The organism is Bathymodiolus platifrons methanotrophic gill symbiont, from assembly GCF_002189065.1.
In the GTDB taxonomy this organism is placed as follows: domain Bacteria; phylum Pseudomonadota; class Gammaproteobacteria; order Methylococcales; family Methylomonadaceae; genus Methyloprofundus.
Genome location: NZ_BDMN01000206.1, coordinates 1 through 21,316 on the forward strand (window position 1 = coordinate 1; position 21,316 = coordinate 21,316).

Genomic DNA, 21,316 nt, shown 5'->3' on the forward strand with positions numbered 1-21,316 from the left:
CCATTCGCTGCGTAGGCGAATGAATGTTGGTGACAGGAGTCCCAGAATGTTGTGAGGTAGCATGGCGCGCCTGCTTCTTGCAGGACTAACCCAAAACCGGGTCTTTAGATTATTCTAACTAATCCTGACTTAACTCGTTTCTTAATAAGTTCATGATATTGGTGCTCGGCCTCTATCCAGTCTTTAATTTCCATGTCTGGTTTGAATTCACGATTTAATGCATTAAAGTAGGCGGCATCAGAGATCCACTTTTGTTTTTGTGTGTGGTTTTGGGGCATGGTCTATATTCTTTGTAGTATTCTATTTGAATTAGCTGTACAAATCTGTAATCAGCAAAGCACAAGATAACATAATCTAGAATTTATCTGTAAAATAGCTAGCATTGTCAGCTTTTTATGCTGTAAAAGCCTGGAAAAGTAAGCTCTGTGTAACCTATCTTGCTTTATAATCTAGGTTCAACTAATGTCTAGAGCAAACATACCATAATCTATGCTTATTACTGCTGTCAGGCGTTTTGAGCTGTCTTTGATTTACCAAGGAAAATAAAATGCAAATGCGTTTAGCAGATATTCAACAGTATGTTGGAGGGGAATTAGTTGGTGATGCCAATACTGCCGTTAATGCCGTTAATTCACTGGATTTAGCGGAGCAGGGCGAAATTTCATTTGCAGAAAATGATAAGTATTTAGCTGCTGCACAAACAAGCCAGGCTTCCATATTAATTGTACCTAAAAGTTTTCCTGAATTAGAGGGGAAAAGTGTTTTAAAGGTTGATAAACCAAAAGAAACCTTTATCGGTATTATGATGATGTTTGATGAATCCCAGGTTAAATTTTCAGGGATTCATGCATCGGCGGTTATTGCAGAAAAGGATGTGATTCTTGGTCCTAATGTTGCTGTTGCTGCTCAGGTGAGTATTCAGGAAAATGTATCTATTGGTGCTAATACCTCTATTGATGCTAGTACTTATATTGCTCATGACGTGGTTATTGGCGAGCATTGTAAAATAGGCCCGAATGTTTCCATTTTATCGCAAGTAACGCTAGGTCATAACGTTACAATCCATGCAGGGACAGTGATTGGTGGTGATGGTTTCGGTTATTTCTGGGATGGGCAGCAACAGAAAAAAGTACCCCAGCTGGGTGGTGTGATTATTGAAGATAATGTCGAAATCGGCTGCAATGTCTGTGTTGATCGAGCAACTTTTGGTATGACCCGGATTAGGAAAGGCACTAAAATCGACAATCTGGTACAAATTGCACATAACAATGATATCGGAGAGCATTGCATTATCGTTTCTCATGTTGGCCTGTCTGGCAGTGTTACATTAGGTAAGCGGGTTACTTTGGCTGGACAGGTAGGTATTGCCGATCATATTACTATGGGCGATGGCTCTACGGCTGCAGCAAGAACAGGTATTTCCAAGGATGTTCAAGCTAATCAGGTGGTCTGGGGAGCCCCTAATCGGCCAATTAAACAAGTGATGCGTGAAATGGCGAGTATTCCTAAATTACCCGCTTTACTGGGGCAAGTGAAAAATATCCTTAAGCGATTAACTGAAGTAGAGCAAAAGTTATCTCGTTTAGATAAGGAATAAGACTGAAAGCGTGGGCGGCTCTGCTCCCCCCCATATATCGTTCCCACGTTCCGCGTGGGAATGCCTTTATCGACGCTCTGCGTCACGGAACGCTGAGCGTTCCCGGATGAATTACGACGCAGAGCGTGGGAGTTTCCACGTTTAAAATCAAGCCTTATTTTCATAAATATTGCCTTTTTTCTTACTAAAAACTCTCTCACAAAATTCAAAGGGAAATACTCTTTTTTATCTTTGTTTTTAGCTGATTTAGATAAAATTAAGGTACTTAGTTTCATCATATTTCTCATTGTTTTTATATAGCGAATGCGCTAATAAAACAACCTTTCGCATTACCGCAATTTGAGCTGACATCTTTACTTTTCCTGATTCAACCAGTCTCTCATAGAAGCGTTTCATTTCATCGTTATGCTGAACAGTTGAAAGTATTGGCATATATAGTAAACCTCGCACCAGGCTGATCCCTTGCTTGGACATTCGCGTCTTATGCTTCAGTGATGTCCCTGACTCTCTTTGTACGGGATCAAGTCCTGTTAAGGCCGTTATTTGTTGCCTTGATGCATTAGGGTATCTTAGAAAGAGATAAAGCAATACGATACCGCTTTTTTGACCGAGCCCTTTAATAGAAGTAATGTTTTCATAGGCATTCAAATACTCAGTATTTGCCTTTATAAGCTTCATTGATAAGGCCATAAAGTTTTCTTGCTCTTTATCAATTTGTTTGATTCTTTTTCTCACTTGCTTAAGAATATAGTCATCTTCCTGGTTAATTTCTGCTGCCTCAAGATAATTCTTTTGGCGCGTCTTTTTTTTGTTAAGTGATTGATAGTATTTAATATATGATCTTAATTGATGCGCATCGTCATCTCTATAGGGGATTTTTATATCTCCCTTACCGACTAAAATTTGCATAGCAGATAACATGCGTGCATCCACTTTATCTGTCTTATTTCTATTCTTAATTGTTTTAGAGAATGAAGCACTTTGATAGGCGCCAACTTTAAAGCAATTAATCTCTTTTTTCTGGCAAAATTCCTCTAAAGGCCTTGAATAACACCCCGTTGATTCATACACCAAAACCAGCTCTTGAAGCGACTCTTTATAGCTTAACTTTAAGGTTTTATAGAGCTTGTGTAAGCCTGACGTTGTATTAGCAAATTCAAGATCTACCTGACCTTGAGGAATATAAACTTGTAAAGTTGCTTTTGCAACATCAATACCGATAAAATGACTCATCATTATGTAAATGATGAAGAGTTCGGTAGAGCAGGCCATTTTATGGCCTGCTTGATATACACTAAACCTAACTTATGCTTGTAAATGCAGTCTGGTTTACTACCGACTCTGTTTCCACTCAAGTTATTCGGTTTAGCTTTTAAACTCCCACACTAGCTCATTATTTTACTAATGGCTTCAACTAGAAAAACCAAGATACATCCCCGAACTCGGATGATAATTTTATCACCTTCTTTGAGTGCAAATTAATCATACAAACTAGGTTTTATTTAATAATGAAAACTTTCTTTACAAACCCGTGGCTACTGCCGATTCTTTCGGGTGTCTTTATCGGTACAAGTTATATTCCTTTCCCACCCTGGGCCTCTATTTTTGGTTTTATTCCGTTATGGTTATTCTGGGAACAGCAAACACGCCTGAAAAATATCATTTTAAGCGCTATTCTTAGCACTTTTGTTTTTACCTTAATTGGCTTTAACTGGGTTACTTTTTTATTGCACGAGTTTGCTCATGCCCCCTGGTTCGTTGCCGGGCTGGGTATGCTTATATTTGCCTTGGTTGCTCATCTGTTTGTGCCTGTTGCTGGTGTGTTATGGTTTTTAGGACGTAAGCAAAAGTTATATTCTGGTTGGCAGTCTATTCTGGCAATGGGCTTATTAACGGCGTTGGCTTTGTGGGTGATTCCCATGTTGTTTAAATGGAATTTTGGCTATGCCTGGTACTGGTCCCGGGTTCCTGTTTATCATTTAGCAGAGTATATCGGTTTTAGTGGTCTTAGCATGTTAACGATATTAGCTAATGTGCCGTTATATTTTGTATGGCAAAATAGGCACAGCAAAAGAGCTCGCACTGTGCTTATGCATGTTGTCATGGTGTTCGCTTTGCTTAATGCTTTTGGCTTAAGTACCAAAGCATGGCAGCCCGTACCTGATGCCTCTTTTAATACCCTGTTAGTACAAGCCAATATTGGTAATGCCGAAAAAATGGCTGTTGAATTTGGTCGTGGCTTTTACAATCAAATACTAAATAAATATCAAAGTGTGACCGATAAAGGATTGCAAGAACATGCAGGTATTGATATTGATATTGATTTTATTATGTGGTCAGAGACGGCGTTTCCATCCTTGTTAAATGGCAAGTATCAGAATACCTATTTGTCTCAGCAATTAAAAAACTTTATTAAACAGCGTCAGGTCGCATTGATAACTGGAGCATATGCACAAGACCCCAAAACAAAATTAATGACTAACTCATTGTTTGTTTTAGATGAAAAAGGAGAAGTTCAATCACCGTATTACAGTAAATCCATTTTATTGGCTTTTGGGGAGTATATTCCAGGTGAGGAGCAGTTTCCTGTGTTTCGGGAATGGTTGCCTATGGTAGGGCATTTCGGGCGTGGAGGCGGCCCTACTGAACTATTAACTCTAAAGGATTATCAAATTGGCCCACAAATTTGTTATGAAAGTCTATATCCTTATTTTTCCAAATCACTTGCTGATTTAGGTGCTCAATTTATTGTCAATGTTACCAATGACTCGTGGTACGGTACCTGGCAGGAACCCTATCAGCATATGATAATGACTTTAGCGAGAGCAGTGGAAATACGTAGACCTTTAGTCCGGGTAACTAATACAGGAATTTCGACGGTAGTCCTGGCTTCAGGCGAGATATTGCAGCAATCACCTATGCATCAGGAGTGGGCTGGCTTGTATACTGTGCCTTATTTAAAGCGGCCTCATGCGACTTTTTATCAGCGGTATTATTCTCTAGTGCCTAGTGTCTTGCTGGGGATATTATTGTTAATGATATTAAACGGATTTAGATTACGGGTAAAAAAAGGCGAACTGTAGAGCGGACTTAAGAGACTGTGAAAGTATTCAGAATAATCCCCCGCCTTGGTTAAGGAGGGGTTAGGGGAGGTTTGATATATTAAAACTAATCACGCAATATCAATGAACTATGTTTTTATACGATCCCCCCTCAATCCCCCCTTCTCAAGGGGGGAGGCTAAAAGTAGATACTTTCACAGTCTCTTAAGCCCGCCCCTATATAAAGGTGAGCTTTTACCACATTAAATCATCAGGAATCTGAAAATCAGCATAGGGATCATTTTCCGTTATGTCACCATCGACCTTGTCGTTAAGTACCAGAATAAAACTGGCATCGCGTTGTTTTATTTTTTCTGCAACCTGGGCGGGAACCAGTTCGTAGCTAGTGTCATATTTAACGATAGCTAACCTGCCGTTACTGATGTTTTTTAGTGTTGCATCATTAACATAAATTTTCTTTACTACATTATTGTCAGAAAAATTATAGGCAATACCCTCGTTATCTTTTGCCTGTATATTTAATTTAATAAGTTGTTTTATCTGCGCAATAATTGCCTTTTTATCTGCTTTTAGCTTTTGTTGCTGATTTAACTCACGATCCTTTGCCTGTTTTTCGCTGAGTGTTTTTTGTGCAAGTAACGTTGCTTCGTCAGTTTGTGTGGTTTTACTATTGCGTTGTTGCTTCGATTGTTTATACTTTTCTTTTTTTGCTTTATTCGCTTTGTCTTTTTTAATAAGACCTGAATTTAGAAGTTGGTCTTGTAATGAGATAGCCATGCCTATTGCCTTTCATGTTTGATTGGTTTTAGTGATATAGAATAAGTATATTTTATAATTAATTAGTACCGGAGTCATACCTTATATGAGTCATTTGTCCAAGAAAGTAATGCTGGTGTCTGGAGAATCATCAGGTGATCAGCATGCCGCAAATTTATTTCTTGAATTAAAAGAGCATTGTCCTGATATTCAGGGTATTGGCATGGGAGGTAAGAAAATGGCAGCTGCAGGGATAGAATTACGCTATGACTCATCAAATATTGGTGTAATTGGGGTGATTGAGGTCATTAAACGTTATGCACAGATAAGGCGCGTTTTAAATGCCATGAAAAGCTTATTGCTGGAGCAGCGTCCCGATTTATTGATTTGCGTCGATTATAAGGAATTTAATTTTAAATTAGCGGGCTTTGCCAAGAAGAATGGCATTAAAGTATTGTTTTATGTCAGCCCTCAAGTCTGGGCTTGGCGACCGGGGAGGGTGGTTGAATATGGTAAGGTCATTGATATGATGGCAGTCATATTTCCCTTTGAAGTGCCTTTTTATGAAAAGGAAAATGTACCGGTACGTTATGTAGGGCATCCTTCAGTGGATAAGATTCATATACAACGCACGAAAGAAGCAGACTTTCAGGAATTTAATTTAGTAAGCGGTCTGCCCGTCGTGGGTATTTTGCCTGGTAGTCGTACTGATGAAATAAAACGTATGCTGCCAGTTATGTTGCAGGCTGCTGAACTTATTCAAAAAGTATTTCCGGATGTACAGTTTGTTTTGCCGCAGGCTGATTCAGTTAGCGATGAACTGTTAGAGGCTTCTTTTCAACACTCGAAAATTCAGGTTAAAACCATAAAACATCAGTTTCATGACGCAGTGCAATGCTGTGATGTTGTGATGACCGTATCTGGAACCGCTTCGCTGGAGATTGCACTACTTAAAGTGCCGATGCTGGTAGCCTATAAGTTGTCTACCATTACTTATTTTCTGGCAAAAATGCTGGTCAATACCAGGTTTATCGGATTACCCAATATTATTGCCGGGAAGTCGATAGTGAAAGAGTTTATTCAGTATCAGGCGACAGCGGATAATCTGGCGCAGGAAATAATTAAATTACTACAGGATAAGCCGTATGCGCAGACTATGCGTGATGAATTGCAGGCAGTAAAAAAAGAACTAGGGAAAGGGGGAGGGTCAAAGAATATGGCTAAGTTAGCGATGGAAATGCTAGATGTTCCCGTTAAGGGATATACAAAGAGATAACATACCTTGAAGGGATGTTATCTCTATTTCGCTACAAGGACTAGCAAGTAAAGCTATAGTCCTTAGTCATTACCGCCAAAGACACCTAATAACTGTAACAAGCTCAGGAATAAGTTGTAGATAGAGATGTATAAAGAAATGGTAGCAAGAATATAGTTAGTTTCTCCGCCATGAATAATTTCACTAGTCTGGTATAAAATCATACCTGACATTAATAAAATAAACATACCGGAAACAGCTAATGATAATGCTGGAATAGAGAAAACCATAGCGCCGATACCGGCAAGAAAGGCAACTAAAATACCGACCATTAAAAATCCACCTAAAAAGCTGAAATCTTTGCGGGTAGTCAAAGCGTAGCCAGATAGTGCAATAAAAATAACACCTGTACCGCCTAATGCGGTCATCACTAGCTCATGGCCATTAGAGTAGGCATTAAGGTACATATTAATGATGGGGCCTAGAGTGAGTCCCATAAAGCCGGTTAAAGCAAAAATAAACACCAGGCCCAGGCCACTATTGCTGGTTTTCGTCGTAGCAAAGAGTAAGCCAAAATAGCCAACCATAGTGACTATCATACCTAAAGGCGGCATATTAAGCATCATGGCAAGGCCCGCAGTGAAGGCACTGAAAAGTAAAGTTAAGGAAAGCAACATATAAGTGTTTCTTAAAACTTTATTGGTCGCCAATGTACTAGCACTGGCGGGTGTAGCAGCTACATTTAATCTCATGAAAAAAACCTTTAATTAATAAAACAGTATCAAAAGCAATCTTACAAGAGTTTTACTGTATTGAACAACTAATTTTAAAAAATAGAAAACTGATGACAGACATACAACAAAAAACACCTTATTCAATGATGGGTGGTGAAAAATCGATTCTAAGTTTAGTCGACCGATTTTACTTTTATATGGACACCTTAGCCGAGGCAACAGAACTGAGAGCCATTCATGCCGCTGATTTATCAGTAACCAAAGAAAAATTGTTCAAATTTCTATCTGGCTGGCTAGGTGGTCCCGATCTATTTCAGCAGGAATATGGTCACCCACGATTGAGACAACGTCACTTTCCTTTTAAGGTGGATCAACAGGTAAGGGATCAGTGGATGTTGTGTATGAATAAGGCATTATATGAAGTAGCGATGCCCGATGAGTTAAGGAAAAATATTAAGCAGGCACTAGATGATTTAGCGACGCATATGATTAATGCGGAGTAGTAAGGGACGCAGATTTAATAATACCCGAAGCCTTAGTTTCGAATTTTTTCTGTGTAGTTGTGGGCTGGCGAAGTATCTTTAGGGAATGGGTTTGAATCACCCCATTCCCAATAAGAGAAAAAACAGTAATTATTCGATGGTTGTTAGTTTTGCTGCTAATTTTGCTGATGCAATACCTAAGCCTACACCAATAATCAGTGAACAAGAGATGATAAGTACCGGGTTATCCCACCCCGCACCGAGTAATACGTCTGTAGATAGCTTGTCAGGTGTTTGTAACAGGTAACCAAAGGTTGCCGAATAGCCTAATACACTAGCAGGTATTGCTGAAAGTGCTGGGATATTTGCAGCCAGACACATGGCAATAACTGTTACGGTGACAATAACCGCCGGCATCAAAGGGAAGCCAAGAGCTGTGTTAGGTGAAATAGTCGCTATTTCGTATGCTGCATAGGTCGCTACAACGACTCCAAAAATACTACAGACGACAGTGTTTTTTGCTGCTTCGTCGGTACCACCTAAAGCAAAATAGGCTGCCCATGAAATGGTTGCAGCCCATATTAAAAAGACACCGCTTAAAGGTCCCACGGCCAAAAATGTTGCGAGTCCTGCTAAAACGCCAATGCTGACAGACAGAGCTGAAAGACTATTCATATTAATATCTCCATATTATTTCCTCGGTTAGATGTTTAAATTTGCAGTGAGGTGGAGCTGCAACATCAACTAGCTACTAATCGATATAGAGAACAGAGTAATCGAATAGGCTAAGCTAGCTGATTTAAGCATGGAAATTCAAAATAGGCAAATGGATAAATATAGAAATTTAGTAAGATCTGGCCTATATTTTTAACGTATAAGCTAGGGTTAATGATTTTTATCCATTTCTTCAAATGTTTTATAAAAGTAAAGGTATTCTACGATAAATTCCGCAAATAACACCTTGTGCAGGTATAATGATTCAACTTATTTTCTCCTTTCTATAAGGATAGCGTTTTATGTTTCGTTACCTTTTCTTGTGTTTGTTTTTATTCTCCAGAGCTGTGATTGCTGAGGAAGGTGCAGGTGAAATATTAAATTCTCCTGAAGCGCCCGATTTACCCTTGCCCGTTCAAGACGGGGAACCCATGGAGGCAGATATTACCATTACTCGGCGAGGTGAAAAAACAATTCATGAGTACCGGGTTAATGGCAAAATTTACAAAATAAAAATTATTCCTGATATTGGTCCAGCTTATTACTTTATAGATCCCGATGGTGATGGAGAAATGGAAGAGGTCAGTGAAAGCGATCTGGATGAGTTAATAAAAATTAATCAGTGGACAATTTTTAGCTGGTAAATTTTGTCAGTCTATACTTCTCTTAGTCATACTCAAATTGAGTTATTTCTCAGCGCTTATCACCTTGCTCCACTGAAGTCTTATTCAGGAATTAGTGCTGGCATCGAAAACACCAATTATTTATTAAATACAAGGCAGGGTGACTTTGTCTTAACCGTATATGAGCACTTCAATGTCGATGAGTTAAGCCCATATCTAGGCTTGCTAGTTCAATTAAGTGAGCATGAAAACTTTTACCCTTTTCCACTACCTGATTCACAACAAGAATACATACAGCGATTAGCTGGAAAGCCAGCCGTTTTGTTTCGATGTTTGCCGGGGAAATCAGTATTACAATCGACTCAAAACCAGTGTCAATCAGTTGCAAGTGCATTGGCGAGATTTCATTTAAGTAGCCCATCTTTAGAGTTTCGTAAGAAAAATCCCCGAAATATCGAATGGATGCAGCAAGCCGCAAGACAAATTAGCCCACATTTATCATTGCAAGATTCTATTCTTTTAGAGGATGAACTGAATTATCAATTAAAGCATACGGAACAACACATAGCGCAGGGTATTATTCATGCCGACTTGTTCAAAGATAATGTTTTATTTGTCGGCGATCAGCTAACTGGTCTGTTAGATTTTTATGCAGCCTGTTGTGATTATTATTTACTGGATGTGGCGATTTTATTGAATGACTGGTGTGTGGATGAGCAAGGTGTTTTTGAGCGCCCGCTGCAAGATGTTTTTATGCAAGCCTATAAGCAGTTGCGAAAGGTCACTGAACAAGAAGAGCAATGCTTGCCATTGTTGTTGAGGCGCGCTTGTTTACGTTTCTGGTTATCACGCTTAAAGCATAAACTTTATCCGCGAGTTGGTGAAATCACGCAAGAGAAAGATCCTGAATTATTTAAAAAATTATTGCTACAGCATCGGCAGTTTTACGCAGTTAAATAATTACCATTAGAATAATGCCATTTATTGATGCTGACAGCGTGGTACAATTTATTCTAGAAATTCGGTTGAGCGCGAAATTATAGTACAAGATATTGGTTTTGCAGTGCTTTAAAAAATGCTGGCTTCACGCATAGAGTAAGTGAGTGTTGTTTTGACGTGCTGTGGAATTAATAGTTGGTGCTGGAAACACTGAGCAACTGATTTTTTAAGTTTATGACTTGGGTTGAATAATAATTATAAGAGGAGAGGTTTATGATAAAACGAATACAAGCTTTAATGTTAGGTGCAGCACTGTTATTCTCTGTTTCTGCCAATGCAGAAGTGGTACTGGAAGATGATTCACTAATTCTGGGTAAATGGAATTTATATGCTGAGGCGATAGCCCTACATAAGGAGAAAGTTGAGCTTTTTTCGGTTTGGGAATTTAGAAAAGGTGGTGTATTACATACGGTATCTAATGACAGGCGTGGGCGCACAAAAACACTAACAATAGATTTAAAATACGCAGTTGAAGATGGTGTTATTAAAAAGCAGAAAACACCCGGGCGTGCAAAAATGGAAGATTGCAGGGTTATTAAGCTAGAAGATGGTGAAATGACCTTAAAATGTACGTTTGTTTATTTCTTTTTGAAAAGATAATTAAAAGTAATCTCCGGGGAGTAGGTGTTAGCCTGCTTTTCGCGTAGATTAATGTGTAGGAGTGATATTTAGCAGTGTTGGTAATACTCGACGGGGCTAAAGACTGCTCCTACAATGAATTAAACTATTAATCAGTCCAATAGTTCTCACTGATAAACTCTTCTAATGCTCGGCCTTCTGCCCAGTTTTCCAGTTCTAACATAGGCCTGGAATAAAATTCTTCTACATGACCCAGACAGAGTATAGCAATCGGCTGACTCCCTACGGGCATTTTCAATAAAGTCGATAGTTGTTCAGGGTCAAATAAAGAAACCCAGCCCATACCCAGGCCTTCCGCTCTGGCAGCTAGCCATATATTTTGTATTGCGCAGGCAGTTGAGGCGATATCCATTTCAGGTAAAGTTCGCCGACCAAAAATATGTTGTTCACGTTTATCAGGAAGTGCCACGATCAACAGCTCGGCACATTCCAAAATACCTTCCACCTTAAGTTTCATAAAGTCATCCTGACGCTCTCCCAATGCTTTTGCTGTGAGTTGGCGCTCCTCTTCAACCTGTTGATGGATGGCATTACGTAATGTCGAGTCTGTTATTCTAATAAATCGCCAGGGCTGCATTAAACCAACACTCCCGGCTTGATGCGCTGCCCGAAGTAAATTTCCGAGAGTTTCAGCTGGGATGGGTTTGTCTATAAAATGACGCATATCACGACGTTCGGCAATGGCGCGATAAACACCTGAAATTTCCTGGTCAGTAAATTTATGTTTATCCATTACTCAGAGCCATACTGATTAAAACGCCTGTTTCTATTAATTCTACACTTGCGCCATAGACATCACCGGCCACACCTTGTATACGTTGCAAAGCTAGCTGTCTAATTAATATTGTAAGAGTTAATACTGTTAATAGGGTGTAGATATTTGTTAGCCAAAAACATAATACTAACGAAACTATGATGATGAGTTTAGCGGCTAGTTTGGGGAGGTGTGTTTGCATGGCACTGCCTAAACCATTTTTCCTAATATAAGGGGTACTTAGCATTAGTAGCAAAATACTTAAGCGGCCTAAAAACGGAGTCAGTAAAAGAAAACTTAGTCCTTGACCCGATTGGATTAAGTCCTGTAATGCCGTCCATTTTATAAGTAATATTAAAATCAGAAAAATTACCGCAATAGGGCCGGCAGCAGGGTCTTTCATAATGCTTAAAGTACGCTCTCTGTCACCTAATCCACCAGCCCAGGCATCGCAGCAATCAGCAAGGCCATCCAGGTGCAGACCGCCGGTTAAAAGTACCCAGACAGTTAAGAGAATGGCTGCATTTAATGCAATGGAATGGGGAGGGAGCAGATAGTTAACCAGGATCAGGATAGTGCCGATTAATAAGCCGATGAGGGGATAAAACAGTACGGACTGTCCAAGGCGTTGATCAGAGTGTGTAATAGTTAGGTTTACGGGTAACCGTGTTAAAAATTGTAAAGCAAGCGTAAAAGAAGCTAACATAATGATTCTATAGCGATGTTATTAGAAATAGGGGCTTTATTTACATTCCTTCTAAGTAACAAAATACAAGTCTTTGAATATATAGTATTTTGTTACTTGAAGGTGGGCAGCCAGAAACCTAGCTTAAGGTGCTGATTACCCATAACTCTCAGCTATACGTCGTCATTCCTGCATGCTGTTAGCAGGAATCTCATAGGTTAAGCATAGATTCCCGATAAAGCTTGTGCCCACGCTTGACTGGGTAGACTTCGGGAATAACGTGATTTTTAACTTACTGATGCTTAAAGCTTTATTCTACTATGGCTGAGATTTGTACGTAATCAGGTTTACATTTACGCTTGTAGGTTTTTATTTTAAAGGGCGACCCTGTTTGTCTTCGTATAAGTTACCTGTAAGTAGTAAAACTCCATCAATAATTGGCCATAGTATGCCAGCACCAAAAGTGATGGCGGTTACGATTATTTGGAATGTCGCTATTTTCTTATAGCCAAGGTACCAGCGATGCGCACCAAACAGGCCGGTTAATGGGAAGAATGCCAAAGCCATAGCTATTTTACGAGATTTAACAGCTTCTTTATGTTCTAAATAGCTACCAATCAGAGTGACGAGACTAGCCGTTTCGCCTTCATCTTCAAACAATACATCAGAGTCAATGATGGGCGGCACAGACTCGCTCCAGTCATTGATATGAAATTCGTAATACATTTCATCGCTTTTAATGACACCCGTTTGAGTGTCTTCATCGTAACTTTTAATTTTTCCAATCATGAGATAAACCTTTTTAAAAATATTGAATGATTCTACTACACTTAGGCACCTGGAAATAAATAATCATCCATCCTTGTTGGACTTTTTGTCCGTCATCAGCACGGTATCCTTAATTACGTAGCCAGCTATGCGCCAATTGCTACAGCACTAATGATAAACAAAAATCCTGCCCAAATAGTGGGCGCTTATTTATTTCCAGGGGCCTTAAACGTATAGAGAGGACTTTAGTCCGTTTTTTTATAAAAATTTGCCAGTAGATATTTCCAATGTAGAGGTAATATCCAGATAATACAGAAAGTTGGATTTAAATGCGGTATGAATGGGTTTAAAGCAGAAATACAAAGTAACACTTTAACTATTAATATTTACCTGGATCATTCATCGAGTTGTGGTAAATCTTTTGCTCGCTGGATTAAATAACTACCCTGCAAAAATGACCATTGTGGATCAAGTTGAAGGTAGGCCAGGGTAGCCGTTGGCATGAGATTCCCATCCTCTGGTATTGGGGTATTAGGGGCTAGATAACTTAGTAAGGATTCAAAGCCAGGGTTATGGCCCACCAGCAATAGGCGTTGAACTGAGGCTGGAATATGTAACAAAACCTGGCGTAAATCAGACAGGCTAGCCTGGTAAATAATATTATCAGTCTGAATGGTATCTTCTGATAAATTCATAGCTGAACATACTATTTCTGCTGTTGTCAGTGCCCGAATTGCCGGAGAACTAATAATTAGATCAGGTGCTAGTTTTTGTTCAGCTAACCATTTGCCAATTTGTAGAGTAGCGCGCTTTCCGCGTTTATTTAATGGCCGATTAAAATCGCTTGTATCCGTATTCCAGTCTGATTTTCCATGTCTTAAAAGTAGTAGTTCTTTATTGAAAGCATTGTGTATTTCAGCTACTCAATAATTGGGAAACTTCAGTTTATTGATTGCCATACTATGCTCTAATCAATTTTAGGCGGCCTTACTGTAATTATTTATGGTTCGCTATGTTTTGAAGTGAATAAACCTGTCAGCAGTCTGATCAAAAACGCACCAATAATAATACTGAAAATCAAAGCCAGCCAGGTGTAGTGGGTGTTATTGATAGGGTATAAATCTGGCGTTAAAGGGGCGCTTAAGCCTAGAATACTATCCAGATCTCCGGATCCTTTTCCTACTTTTAACTGGCCCTTCATGCCTTTTTCAGTATGTTGTGAGACTTCGCAGTGAATATAGTAGGTATAGTCCCGGCTGGGAACGATAAATGAGCCGGTTTTCTGGCCTTTGCCGTATAGTTCAATGGTAAACATACCTTTTGGGTACATATATCCAGGTAGACCATGAATCATAAATTGATGGCGAATATCATCCTCATTGATAAAGGTCACATTGACGCGAGCACAAGGGGGAACTTGCCAGTCACGCTTGTCATAAGTAAACATTTTGCCAGGGAAATCCTTAGCAAACTTGTGTCCGCCACGGATGGTAATATTGACATCCTCAGAAATTTCTTTGCAATCTTTGGGTAACTTATCCGGGTTATGATTCATGATCATGCCTTTTTCATCCATGATCATACCGCCATGATTCATTGCAGCAAAAACAGGGCTTGTTATAAAGCAAAAGAATAGAAATAATGAAATACTTTTCATGAGTCAGCCTTATTTAAACCACGAACAATAAAAATTGCCAGCCCAATCGCGAGACCGATTAATAATCCAAATAGAATGATGCGCAGATAATCAGGCGCAAGCTCTCCAGCTTCCAGTTTTCCCCAGAGTGGACGTTGTTTGGCGTAATAGCTATTGGTCATAACATCATCTAAAGCATCTTCACGAAGGACTGTGGGCATGCCTTGCTCACTTAACATACTTTCATAGACCAGTAGTGCAATATTACCGCCTGGGCTCATGCCGTCATTGGCAACACCCATCTCCACGTGATCATGAAATAACCAGACGCCTTCGCCATAACTGTGCAGGCCATCATTGGTTGTTTGTAGGTGTAAATCAACACGTTGAGCTGCCGATAAATCATAAACATCACGGGTAATCTGTGCGGCTGGGTTTACTGGTACACCATCATAATTAGTAATAGTCGCTTTATGTCCATGGATATGAATAGCTATATTGCTGTGTTGAGTGTTAGCAACGCGTAACTTGATGTTTTCATCAGGTTTGGCAATGATTAATGCGTCACGCAAAGTATAAGGAAAGGAGTGTCCGTTGAGCATAAAATAATTTTCACTGGATTCACTCATATTGTAAACGCGATGCATTTGTTTGGAAATTTCGCGTGTATCATTGGATTGCTGTATGGTTTTTGCCAGATTTTTATCAATTGATTGATAATGTAAATCATATTCGCGATCAAATTTTTCTTTAATTGCTACAGATGAATGACGTACATGTCCAGCTCCAACATTAAAGGTCTGTACCCAGTTATTTGGCTTGTTTTCTTCGACGACAAACATACCATTTAAACCCATCATTAAATGCTTGTCAGTTTGTACATGGCAATGGTAAAGCATGGTGCCTGCATGGCGTGGCTGTAATTCATAAGTGCGTGTAGCGCCAGGCATTACAGGTTTTTCACCAGTCACTGGTACGCCGTCATTATCACCCCCTGTTGAGGTTTTAAATGCATGGTCGACACCATGAAAATGCAGGGTATGGGGGAAATAATGGGTATTCTCTAAAGTGATATAAACTTTATCACCTTGTTCGACACGAATGACCGGGGAGGGGGCGCGTAAAATAGCATTGGCTTTTAAAGAGCGGAAATTTTTTACACTCATGCCGCGTAATTTAGGTGAAAAAGCCCACATGCCCGGTTGAATCCCAGGGGCAATATCATAAGTGGGGAATACGCCAGGGCTATCCGGTGTTGCACCATTTAATTCAAGCACTTCCAGCTTGATACGGATAATATCCGGGTCACCGTCTCCGTCCAGATCATCGCTTTTTATTAAAGCATCTTCAGCTATGCGACTACTCATCAAGGTGCGCATAGAAATATTATTCATACCCAGAACAAAGGCGGCGATATTGTATGGGTTATCCGGTTCGCAAAGTAAGGACTCTGATATTTCTACCCCATCGACCACTTGTGCTGCACGCCATTCAGGGTGTAGATCGACACAAGGCTTTTCGACTTTCAATGGCTGACTAAGTTGAGGTTGCTGACCGTTAGGTAAGTTAATGCCTGCTGCTCGCTGAAAAAATTCAGGTTGTAGCCATATGCTTAAGGCAATTAGAACGAAAACAACAGGGATAAGACGGTAATATAAAAGTTTGTTGGGCATAGTTAGGACTGGCAGGGATAAAGTGCGGGTATTGAAGCATCCTTGCCATAGTCTGTTTATTCAGAACGTCATAAACAGCTAATCATAATAACACGATTTTATAGTTAAGGTTTCCTCCTGTTCTCTGGTGAATTTCCATGCAGGAACAAAAAAACTTCTTCCGATAAATTGTTGTGTCATCGAAGAATGTCGGGTTACGTTATCTGCGCTACGCTTGAAAATCTAACCCGACCTACGGTTATCTATTTTTCGGGTTCAGTTGCTGTAGTATAAAATTAACTGTAAAGGCAATTATTAACAGAACCAGGCCTAATGCCAGGCCAAGCTCAAAGTCTCCTTTACTGGTTTCCAGAGCAATGGCAGTGGTCATGGTGCGTGTAGTGCCGTGAATATTACCACCGAGCATCATTGCCGCTCCTACCTCTCCAATTGCACGGCCAAACCCCGTGATTACTGCGGCTAAAATAACATAACGTAATTCTTTAAGTAGCGGCATGATCAATTGAGCCTGCGTTGCCCCTAGTGACTTTAGTGTGGCTAGTAACCGGCTATCGGCTGATTGTACGGCGACGACAGTCATATTAATAATTATAGGTAATATTAAACTGGCTTCTCCTATAATAACTGCGGACTCAGTATACAGCAGGCCAAAATCACCTAGTATGCCGCGGCGGCTGAGCAGACCGAAGAAAATAAGGCCAATCATAACAGTCGGCAGGGCCATCAGAGTATTGAGACATTGCAAAAACAGGCGCTTGCCAATAAATTGATTAATAGCAATACTCGTCCCGATAGGAATGGCGATAAGTGCAGCGGCTACAGTTGCAATAAGGGCTATTTTGAGAGATGTCCAGACGACCAGGTAGATTTCAGGATCAAATTGTAGCAGTAGTTCTGTAGCCGAGATGATGGCGTCGGTAAAATAGTTCACCTGATTATTTGTGTTCTGATCGTTGCCAGTGCCCAGACTTTCCGCCAGATTTTTCTGCTAGCTGTACTTTATCAATACTCATGCCACGATCAACTGCTTTGCACATATCATAAATAGTGAGTAAGGCAATTTGAGTGGCAGTCAGTGCTTCCATTTCCACTCCTGTCTGACCATTGGTTTTAACGGTAGCATGGCAGTGAATCCGGTTGTTTTTTGTATCAGTAGTGAAGTTTACTTCTACATGAGTAATGGGTAGGGGGTGACAAAGAGGAATTAAATCAGCCGTTCTTTTACTAGCCATAATCCCTGCGATACGGGCAATAGACAGTACGTCACCTTTTTTATGCTCGCCATTTTGAATGAGTGCCAGGGTACTCGGTAGCATTTCGATATAACCAGTGGTGACTGCTACTCTTTGGGTAATGGCTTTTTGACCGACATCAACCATATGGGCTTCACCTGATTGATTGAAATGTGTTAGTTTTGTCATTGTTTAGGGTTCGATATCTGGTAGAGCGGACTTTAGTCCGCTATGTTTCAATAGGAATTGCGGACTAAAGTCCGCTCTACAGTATTTCGTATTCAAGTTAAGCCTGGTATGAGATAGGCGATCTCTGTATATTATCTATTTTTTTAGTGCATGAGTGAATGGCTGTGGCGATAAAAGTACGTTATTTTGCAAGTTTAAAAGAAAAACTGGGGCGTGATACTGATCGTCTGGATTTTGATCGGGTTATGAGTGTAGCCGATGTGTGGGAAAAAGTAGTGCCAGCGCAGAAAATGCCAGAAAATACCCTGGCAGCAGTTAATATGGAGTATGTAGCGCTAGAGCATCAGGTTAATGACGGGGATGAGGTTGCATTTTTCCCGCCTGTGACGGGAGGCTAAGATGATTAAAATAGTGTCTTCTGAACTTGATCCGTTTATGAAAGTTCAGTTGTATCAAAAGCAGCAGCAAACATTAGCGGGTAAATACGGTGCGACTAATCTATTTATAGGTACCATGCGTGATTTTAATGAGGGAGATAGTGTTAAGGGAATGACCCTGGAGCATTATCCGGGTATGACAGAAAAACAGCTAGAGCTAGTTGTCGCTAAGGCTGAGAAGCAATGGTCTTTGCTGGATTCGCTGGTAATTCATCGTGTTGGTGATGTCTACCCGGATGAGGTGTTAGTGCTAGTTGCTATCTGGTCTGTACGTCGCGGTGATGCGTTTGATGCCAGCCGTTATATTATGGAAGAGTTAAAATCGAATGTACCTTTCTGGAAGAAAGAAATACTGGCAGATGATAATAGTCGCTGGGTGGCAAAAAATACCGATGGTTATTTGTAACTGAAGTTTCCCAATAATTATTTATGGTAAAATTGAAACTATGCTACAACTATATGAAAAAAATAGTCTTTTCATTCGTTTCAAATGCTATTGCCTAAGGGGAATTAAGTAGGGGTTTGCTATAAACATGGCAAAACCACCTAAAATAAACCTCGATACACCAGCATTGTGTATTTCAGCTACTCAATAATTGGGAAACTTCAGTTTTTTATTGCAAAGCATTAAAAAACGTAACCCGGCAAATAGTCCAGGTGTGCTGGATTACGGTTATTTAGAATGCAGGTTTATCACTCGTGCTGTTATAGCGCTCAATACTAGCAGTGATTTCTGCTTCTGCATCGGCAATACCTGACCAGCCTTCAACCTTAACCCACTTACCTTTTTCTAGATCTTTGTAATGTTCAAAGAAATGAGAAATTTTATCTAGGTCAGCTTCAGGGAAATCCAGGTAAGTTTCTATCTTATTGTAATATTGAGTCAGTTTTTGTACTGGCACAGCTAAGATTTTTGCGTCTTCACCTGCTTCGTCAGACATTTTCAACACGCCAACCGGACGACAACGAATAACGCTACCGCTTAATATCGGGTGAGGTGTAATAACCAGTACGTCAACCGGGTCACCATCATCAGATAAAGTGTGTGGAACATAGCCATAGTTAGCAGGGTATTGCATGGCTGTGCCCATAAAACGGTCTACAGTCAGTGCGCCGGTATCTTTGTCAACTTCATATTTTACAGGGTCGCTGTAAGCAGGAATTTCAATAATAACATTGATATCGCTAGGCACATCTTTGCCAGGGGTGACGTTCATAAATGACATAGTGTTTCTCGTAAGTGTAAAAAATTAATAACTATGTAATTATACGCATATTCTTTATACTTTGAGCGTTGATATTTGTTTAATTCTGATTTAAAAGGTGAAGTGGGTGCTGGGAACATTGCGTAAGATGAAAACTGAATTACAACAGCCGGTAAAGTATCATTTATCGCTGGGTGAACAGTTAATAGAATTAAATCCTTTGATTGGTCAAACGATTAAACTTAACTACACGGGCAAGATTTTTTGTGTGCACTGTCAGCGCTCTATTAAAAAAAGCTTTAATCAGGGCTTTTGTTATCCCTGTTTTACGACTTTAGCGCAGTGTGATATGTGTATTATGAAACCTGAGTTATGTCATTACGATGCCGGAACTTGTAGAGAGCCGGAGTGGGGCGATGAATTTTGTTTTCAGCCGCATTATGTTTATCTGGCCAATTCATCGGGAATTAAGGTTGGTATTACCCGGCATACTCAGATTCCAACTCGCTGGATAGATCAGGGAGCAGTGCAGGCTTTGCCTATTTTGAAAGTGCAATCACGTTATATTTCAGGACTGGCTGAGATTGCTATTGCTGAGCATGTGAGTGATAAAACCAGTTGGCAGAGGATGTTAAAAAACCTGCAAGAGCCAGTCGATTTATTAGCAAAACGTGATGAGTTACTCTCTGAATGCCAAGAGCAACTGGCAGCAATAACAGCAAAATTTGGCGAGCAGGCAATAGAGCTTTTACCCGAGGAAAAAGTCATCGATATCCAATTCCCGGTTGAGCAATATCCTGTTAAAGTAAAATCCTTTAATTTCGATAAAGTAGCTGAGGTAGAGGGGGTATTACAAGGTATTAAAGGGCAATATTTATTGCTGGATACCGGGGTGATTAATATTCGTAAGTTTACAGGCTATGAGGTGGAGTTTGAGGCATGAGTCAGGTGCGTGAAATAGCACAATTAGGTGCTGAGGTTTTACGTCTTCAGGCAAAAGAAGTTAAAAATATGCATGCTGATGAAATGCAGTTAATTGCCGATGATATGTTTACCACACTGGCCGATACTAACGGGGTAGGCATAGCCGCACCACAAATATCAGCATCATGGCGTATGATGATTCTTGCGTCCAGGCCATCGGAGCGGTACCCTCAAGCTCCTGAAATGGATCCTACATTGATGATTAACCCCAGTTTTGAGCCACTTAGTGAAACTCAGGAAAAAGATTGGGAAGGCTGTTTAAGTATCCCGGGTATACGAGCGAAAGTGCCCAGGTATACACAGATCAAAGTAAGTTATACAGATACACTTGGGAAATTAGTCGAACAGACTTTAGATGGGTTTGTAGCGCGTGTTTTTCAACATGAATATGATCATCTTGATGGGCTAGTTTATCTGGATAGGGTGGAAAATAACCGGGATATAATTTCCGAACAAGAATTTGCTAAGGAATAAGCACGAAACAACTTCCCGATATTAATTATTCTTGAGGAATTGCACGGTAATTCCATTTTGGTAAATGTGTATCAAATACAATCGGCATTATTTCTTTGAAGTCAGCGGCATATTTTCGTCCTGTCTCGTATATTTTGTCGAGTATGTGAACAATTGTTGTTAGTCCTTTTGACGTTGATGTTCTAGAAATCAATGTTTTAACTGTTTCAACCGAGTCAAATACAACACCTTCACAAGCACGAGTCACATGAGGAAAAAAACGATGTTCAATGGGATTATACTTGGAGGTATAAGGAGGATAGTGGGCAATCCTAATTTCCAATCCAAGTGCATTCGCAGTCTTTTGTAAATCTTCTTTAAAAATGTAGTGCCGTGAGCTGTTACTCTCTCCACCATCGCAAAGGATCAACAATGATTT

26 protein-coding genes and 1 pseudogene are annotated in these 21,316 nt (G+C 40.0%); 11 read left to right on the top strand and 16 right to left on the bottom strand.

Features of this window, described 5'->3' with window-relative positions; all coding sequences use genetic code 11:
* Positions 1-104: 104 nt before the first annotated feature.
* The gene (locus CDZ78_RS21285; protein WP_140414033.1) at positions 105-278 is read right to left on the bottom strand and encodes a DUF2934 domain-containing protein; all 174 of its coding nucleotides are present in this window, start codon (positions 276-278) and stop codon (positions 105-107) included.
* 269 nt (positions 279-547) lie between these two features.
* On the opposite strand from CDZ78_RS21285, the gene lpxD reads away from it, so the two are divergent.
* A complete protein-coding gene (gene lpxD / locus CDZ78_RS12135) occupies positions 548-1,597 on the top strand; it encodes a UDP-3-O-(3-hydroxymyristoyl)glucosamine N-acyltransferase (RefSeq protein WP_087870249.1) in 1,050 nt (349 codons plus the stop codon).
* 246 nt (positions 1,598-1,843) lie between these two features.
* On the opposite strand, the gene CDZ78_RS12140 is transcribed toward lpxD, so the two are convergent.
* Positions 1,844-2,869 (bottom strand): IS110 family RNA-guided transposase, encoded by a 1,026-nt coding sequence (locus tag CDZ78_RS12140; protein WP_087870250.1) that lies wholly within the window; start codon positions 2,867-2,869, stop codon positions 1,844-1,846.
* Between the two features lie 236 nt (positions 2,870-3,105).
* On the opposite strand from CDZ78_RS12140, the gene lnt reads away from it, so the two are divergent.
* The gene (gene lnt, locus CDZ78_RS12145; RefSeq protein WP_087870251.1) at positions 3,106-4,680 is read left to right on the top strand and encodes an apolipoprotein N-acyltransferase; all 1,575 of its coding nucleotides are present in this window, start codon (positions 3,106-3,108) and stop codon (positions 4,678-4,680) included.
* 213 nt (positions 4,681-4,893) lie between these two features.
* Here the strand turns inward: lnt and CDZ78_RS12150 are convergent, their stop codons facing one another.
* Positions 4,894-5,436 carry a DUF2058 domain-containing protein gene (locus CDZ78_RS12150; RefSeq protein ID WP_087870252.1) on the bottom strand — a complete coding sequence of 181 codons (543 nt, stop codon included), beginning with the start codon at positions 5,434-5,436 and terminating at the stop codon, positions 4,894-4,896.
* An 85-nt stretch (positions 5,437-5,521) separates the two neighbouring features.
* Here CDZ78_RS12150 and lpxB point away from each other — a divergent pair, with 85 nt between their 5' ends.
* A complete protein-coding gene (gene lpxB / locus CDZ78_RS12155) occupies positions 5,522-6,691 on the top strand; it encodes a lipid-A-disaccharide synthase (RefSeq protein WP_087870253.1) in 1,170 nt (389 codons plus the stop codon).
* Between the two features lie 62 nt (positions 6,692-6,753).
* On the opposite strand, the gene CDZ78_RS12160 is transcribed toward lpxB, so the two are convergent.
* Complete coding sequence (locus CDZ78_RS12160) at positions 6,754-7,422, bottom strand: Bax inhibitor-1/YccA family protein (RefSeq protein WP_087870254.1); 669 nt, start codon at positions 7,420-7,422, stop codon at positions 6,754-6,756.
* 92 nt (positions 7,423-7,514) lie between these two features.
* On the opposite strand from CDZ78_RS12160, the gene CDZ78_RS12165 reads away from it, so the two are divergent.
* Positions 7,515-7,907 carry a group II truncated hemoglobin gene (locus tag CDZ78_RS12165; protein ID WP_087870255.1) on the top strand — a complete coding sequence of 131 codons (393 nt, stop codon included), beginning with the start codon at positions 7,515-7,517 and terminating at the stop codon, positions 7,905-7,907.
* 129 nt (positions 7,908-8,036) lie between these two features.
* Here the strand turns inward: CDZ78_RS12165 and CDZ78_RS12170 are convergent, their stop codons facing one another.
* Positions 8,037-8,561 (bottom strand): DUF1097 domain-containing protein, encoded by a 525-nt coding sequence (locus CDZ78_RS12170; RefSeq protein ID WP_087870256.1) that lies wholly within the window; start codon positions 8,559-8,561, stop codon positions 8,037-8,039.
* Positions 8,562-8,902: 341 nt separating this feature from the next.
* On the opposite strand from CDZ78_RS12170, the gene CDZ78_RS12175 reads away from it, so the two are divergent.
* From CDZ78_RS12175 to CDZ78_RS12185, 3 genes are all read left to right on the top strand, one after another.
* Entirely contained in the window at positions 8,903-9,244 is a 342-nt protein-coding gene (locus tag CDZ78_RS12175) for a DUF2782 domain-containing protein (protein WP_087870257.1), read from the top strand.
* Between the two features lie 3 nt (positions 9,245-9,247).
* Complete coding sequence (locus tag CDZ78_RS12180) at positions 9,248-10,183, top strand: homoserine kinase (RefSeq protein ID WP_167374282.1); 936 nt, start codon at positions 9,248-9,250, stop codon at positions 10,181-10,183.
* 252 nt (positions 10,184-10,435) lie between these two features.
* Positions 10,436-10,822, top strand: coding sequence for a hypothetical protein (locus tag CDZ78_RS12185; RefSeq protein WP_087870259.1), 387 nt, complete (start codon positions 10,436-10,438; stop codon positions 10,820-10,822).
* Positions 10,823-10,949: 127 nt separating this feature from the next.
* Here CDZ78_RS12185 and bluB read toward each other — a convergent pair whose 3' ends face one another.
* From bluB to moaC, 9 genes and pseudogenes are all read right to left on the bottom strand, one after another.
* Positions 10,950-11,594: a 5,6-dimethylbenzimidazole synthase gene (gene bluB / locus CDZ78_RS12190; protein ID WP_087870260.1), complete on the bottom strand. Its 645-nt coding sequence runs from the start codon at positions 11,592-11,594 to the stop codon at positions 10,950-10,952.
* Entirely contained in the window at positions 11,587-12,321 is a 735-nt protein-coding gene (locus tag CDZ78_RS12195) for an adenosylcobinamide-GDP ribazoletransferase (RefSeq protein WP_087870261.1), read from the bottom strand. The genes bluB and CDZ78_RS12195 overlap by 8 nt, the downstream gene beginning before the upstream one ends.
* Positions 12,322-12,669: 348 nt before the next feature.
* Positions 12,670-13,089: a TM2 domain-containing protein gene (locus CDZ78_RS12200; protein WP_087870262.1), complete on the bottom strand. Its 420-nt coding sequence runs from the start codon at positions 13,087-13,089 to the stop codon at positions 12,670-12,672.
* A 374-nt stretch (positions 13,090-13,463) separates the two neighbouring features.
* Positions 13,464-13,763, bottom strand: coding sequence for a hypothetical protein (locus CDZ78_RS23170; protein ID WP_230991177.1), 300 nt, complete (start codon positions 13,761-13,763; stop codon positions 13,464-13,466).
* Between the two features lie 3 nt (positions 13,764-13,766).
* Positions 13,767-13,982, bottom strand: a pseudogene (locus CDZ78_RS24320) (SixA phosphatase family protein); the annotation flags it as partial.
* Between the two features lie 86 nt (positions 13,983-14,068).
* Entirely contained in the window at positions 14,069-14,725 is a 657-nt protein-coding gene (locus CDZ78_RS12210) for a multicopper oxidase domain-containing protein (RefSeq protein WP_087870264.1), read from the bottom strand.
* On the bottom strand, positions 14,722-16,377 hold the full coding sequence (locus CDZ78_RS12215; protein WP_087870265.1) for a multicopper oxidase domain-containing protein: 1,656 nt from the start codon (positions 16,375-16,377) through the stop codon (positions 14,722-14,724). The genes CDZ78_RS12210 and CDZ78_RS12215 overlap by 4 nt, the downstream gene beginning before the upstream one ends.
* Before the next feature lie 238 nt (positions 16,378-16,615).
* The gene (locus CDZ78_RS12220; protein WP_087870266.1) at positions 16,616-17,308 is read right to left on the bottom strand and encodes an ABC transporter permease; all 693 of its coding nucleotides are present in this window, start codon (positions 17,306-17,308) and stop codon (positions 16,616-16,618) included.
* Positions 17,309-17,312: 4 nt separating this feature from the next.
* The gene (gene moaC, locus CDZ78_RS12225; protein WP_087870267.1) at positions 17,313-17,798 is read right to left on the bottom strand and encodes a cyclic pyranopterin monophosphate synthase MoaC; all 486 of its coding nucleotides are present in this window, start codon (positions 17,796-17,798) and stop codon (positions 17,313-17,315) included.
* A 164-nt stretch (positions 17,799-17,962) separates the two neighbouring features.
* Between moaC and moaD the strand changes: the two genes are divergently transcribed.
* Positions 17,963-18,196, top strand: a complete 234-nt coding sequence (gene moaD, locus CDZ78_RS12230; RefSeq protein ID WP_087870273.1) for a molybdopterin converting factor subunit 1 — start codon at positions 17,963-17,965, stop codon at positions 18,194-18,196.
* A gap of 1 nt (position 18,197) precedes the next feature.
* Positions 18,198-18,641 (top strand): molybdenum cofactor biosynthesis protein MoaE, encoded by a 444-nt coding sequence (locus CDZ78_RS12235; RefSeq protein WP_087870268.1) that lies wholly within the window; start codon positions 18,198-18,200, stop codon positions 18,639-18,641.
* A 271-nt stretch (positions 18,642-18,912) separates the two neighbouring features.
* Here the strand turns inward: CDZ78_RS12235 and ppa are convergent, their stop codons facing one another.
* The gene (ppa, locus tag CDZ78_RS12240; protein ID WP_087870269.1) at positions 18,913-19,461 is read right to left on the bottom strand and encodes an inorganic diphosphatase; all 549 of its coding nucleotides are present in this window, start codon (positions 19,459-19,461) and stop codon (positions 18,913-18,915) included.
* 127 nt (positions 19,462-19,588) lie between these two features.
* Here ppa and CDZ78_RS12245 point away from each other — a divergent pair, with 127 nt between their 5' ends.
* Together CDZ78_RS12245 and def are read left to right on the top strand one after the other, a co-directional pair.
* Entirely contained in the window at positions 19,589-20,383 is a 795-nt protein-coding gene (locus CDZ78_RS12245; RefSeq protein ID WP_174664576.1) for a DUF2797 domain-containing protein, read from the top strand.
* The gene (gene def / locus CDZ78_RS12250; protein WP_087870271.1) at positions 20,380-20,898 is read left to right on the top strand and encodes a peptide deformylase; all 519 of its coding nucleotides are present in this window, start codon (positions 20,380-20,382) and stop codon (positions 20,896-20,898) included. Before CDZ78_RS12245 ends, def begins: the two co-directional genes overlap by 4 nt.
* A gap of 25 nt (positions 20,899-20,923) precedes the next feature.
* Here the strand turns inward: def and CDZ78_RS12255 are convergent.
* Positions 20,924-21,316, bottom strand: a 393-nt coding sequence (locus tag CDZ78_RS12255) for an ISAzo13-like element transposase-related protein (RefSeq protein ID WP_444979208.1), incomplete at its 5' end; no start/stop codon positions are given.

Excerpts from the sequence above, each read along its gene's own strand:
- CDZ78_RS21285 (WP_140414033.1), bottom strand. The coding sequence starts at position 278 with ATGCCCCAAAACCACACACAAAAACAAAAGTGGATCTCTGATGCCGCC.
- lpxD (WP_087870249.1), top strand. The coding sequence starts at position 548 with ATGCAAATGCGTTTAGCAGATATTCAACAGTATGTTGGAGGGGAATTA.
- CDZ78_RS12140 (WP_087870250.1), bottom strand. The coding sequence starts at position 2,869 with ATGGCCTGCTCTACCGAACTCTTCATCATTTACATAATGATGAGTCAT.
- lnt (WP_087870251.1), top strand. The coding sequence starts at position 3,106 with ATGAAAACTTTCTTTACAAACCCGTGGCTACTGCCGATTCTTTCGGGT.
- CDZ78_RS12150 (WP_087870252.1), bottom strand. The coding sequence starts at position 5,436 with ATGGCTATCTCATTACAAGACCAACTTCTAAATTCAGGTCTTATTAAA.
- lpxB (WP_087870253.1), top strand. The coding sequence starts at position 5,522 with ATGAGTCATTTGTCCAAGAAAGTAATGCTGGTGTCTGGAGAATCATCA.
- CDZ78_RS12160 (WP_087870254.1), bottom strand. The coding sequence starts at position 7,422 with ATGAGATTAAATGTAGCTGCTACACCCGCCAGTGCTAGTACATTGGCG.
- CDZ78_RS12165 (WP_087870255.1), top strand. The coding sequence starts at position 7,515 with ATGACAGACATACAACAAAAAACACCTTATTCAATGATGGGTGGTGAA.
- CDZ78_RS12170 (WP_087870256.1), bottom strand. The coding sequence starts at position 8,561 with ATGAATAGTCTTTCAGCTCTGTCTGTCAGCATTGGCGTTTTAGCAGGA.
- CDZ78_RS12175 (WP_087870257.1), top strand. The coding sequence starts at position 8,903 with ATGTTTCGTTACCTTTTCTTGTGTTTGTTTTTATTCTCCAGAGCTGTG.
- CDZ78_RS12185 (WP_087870259.1), top strand. The coding sequence starts at position 10,436 with ATGATAAAACGAATACAAGCTTTAATGTTAGGTGCAGCACTGTTATTC.
- bluB (WP_087870260.1), bottom strand. The coding sequence starts at position 11,594 with ATGGATAAACATAAATTTACTGACCAGGAAATTTCAGGTGTTTATCGC.
- CDZ78_RS12195 (WP_087870261.1), bottom strand. The coding sequence starts at position 12,321 with ATGTTAGCTTCTTTTACGCTTGCTTTACAATTTTTAACACGGTTACCC.
- CDZ78_RS12200 (WP_087870262.1), bottom strand. The coding sequence starts at position 13,089 with ATGATTGGAAAAATTAAAAGTTACGATGAAGACACTCAAACGGGTGTC.
- CDZ78_RS23170 (WP_230991177.1), bottom strand. The coding sequence starts at position 13,763 with ATGAATTTATCAGAAGATACCATTCAGACTGATAATATTATTTACCAG.
- CDZ78_RS12210 (WP_087870264.1), bottom strand. The coding sequence starts at position 14,725 with ATGAAAAGTATTTCATTATTTCTATTCTTTTGCTTTATAACAAGCCCT.
- CDZ78_RS12215 (WP_087870265.1), bottom strand. The coding sequence starts at position 16,377 with ATGCCCAACAAACTTTTATATTACCGTCTTATCCCTGTTGTTTTCGTT.
- moaC (WP_087870267.1), bottom strand. The coding sequence starts at position 17,798 with ATGACAAAACTAACACATTTCAATCAATCAGGTGAAGCCCATATGGTT.
- CDZ78_RS12235 (WP_087870268.1), top strand. The coding sequence starts at position 18,198 with ATGATTAAAATAGTGTCTTCTGAACTTGATCCGTTTATGAAAGTTCAG.
- ppa (WP_087870269.1), bottom strand. The coding sequence starts at position 19,461 with ATGTCATTTATGAACGTCACCCCTGGCAAAGATGTGCCTAGCGATATC.
- CDZ78_RS12245 (WP_174664576.1), top strand. The coding sequence starts at position 19,589 with ATGAAAACTGAATTACAACAGCCGGTAAAGTATCATTTATCGCTGGGT.
- def (WP_087870271.1), top strand. The coding sequence starts at position 20,380 with ATGAGTCAGGTGCGTGAAATAGCACAATTAGGTGCTGAGGTTTTACGT.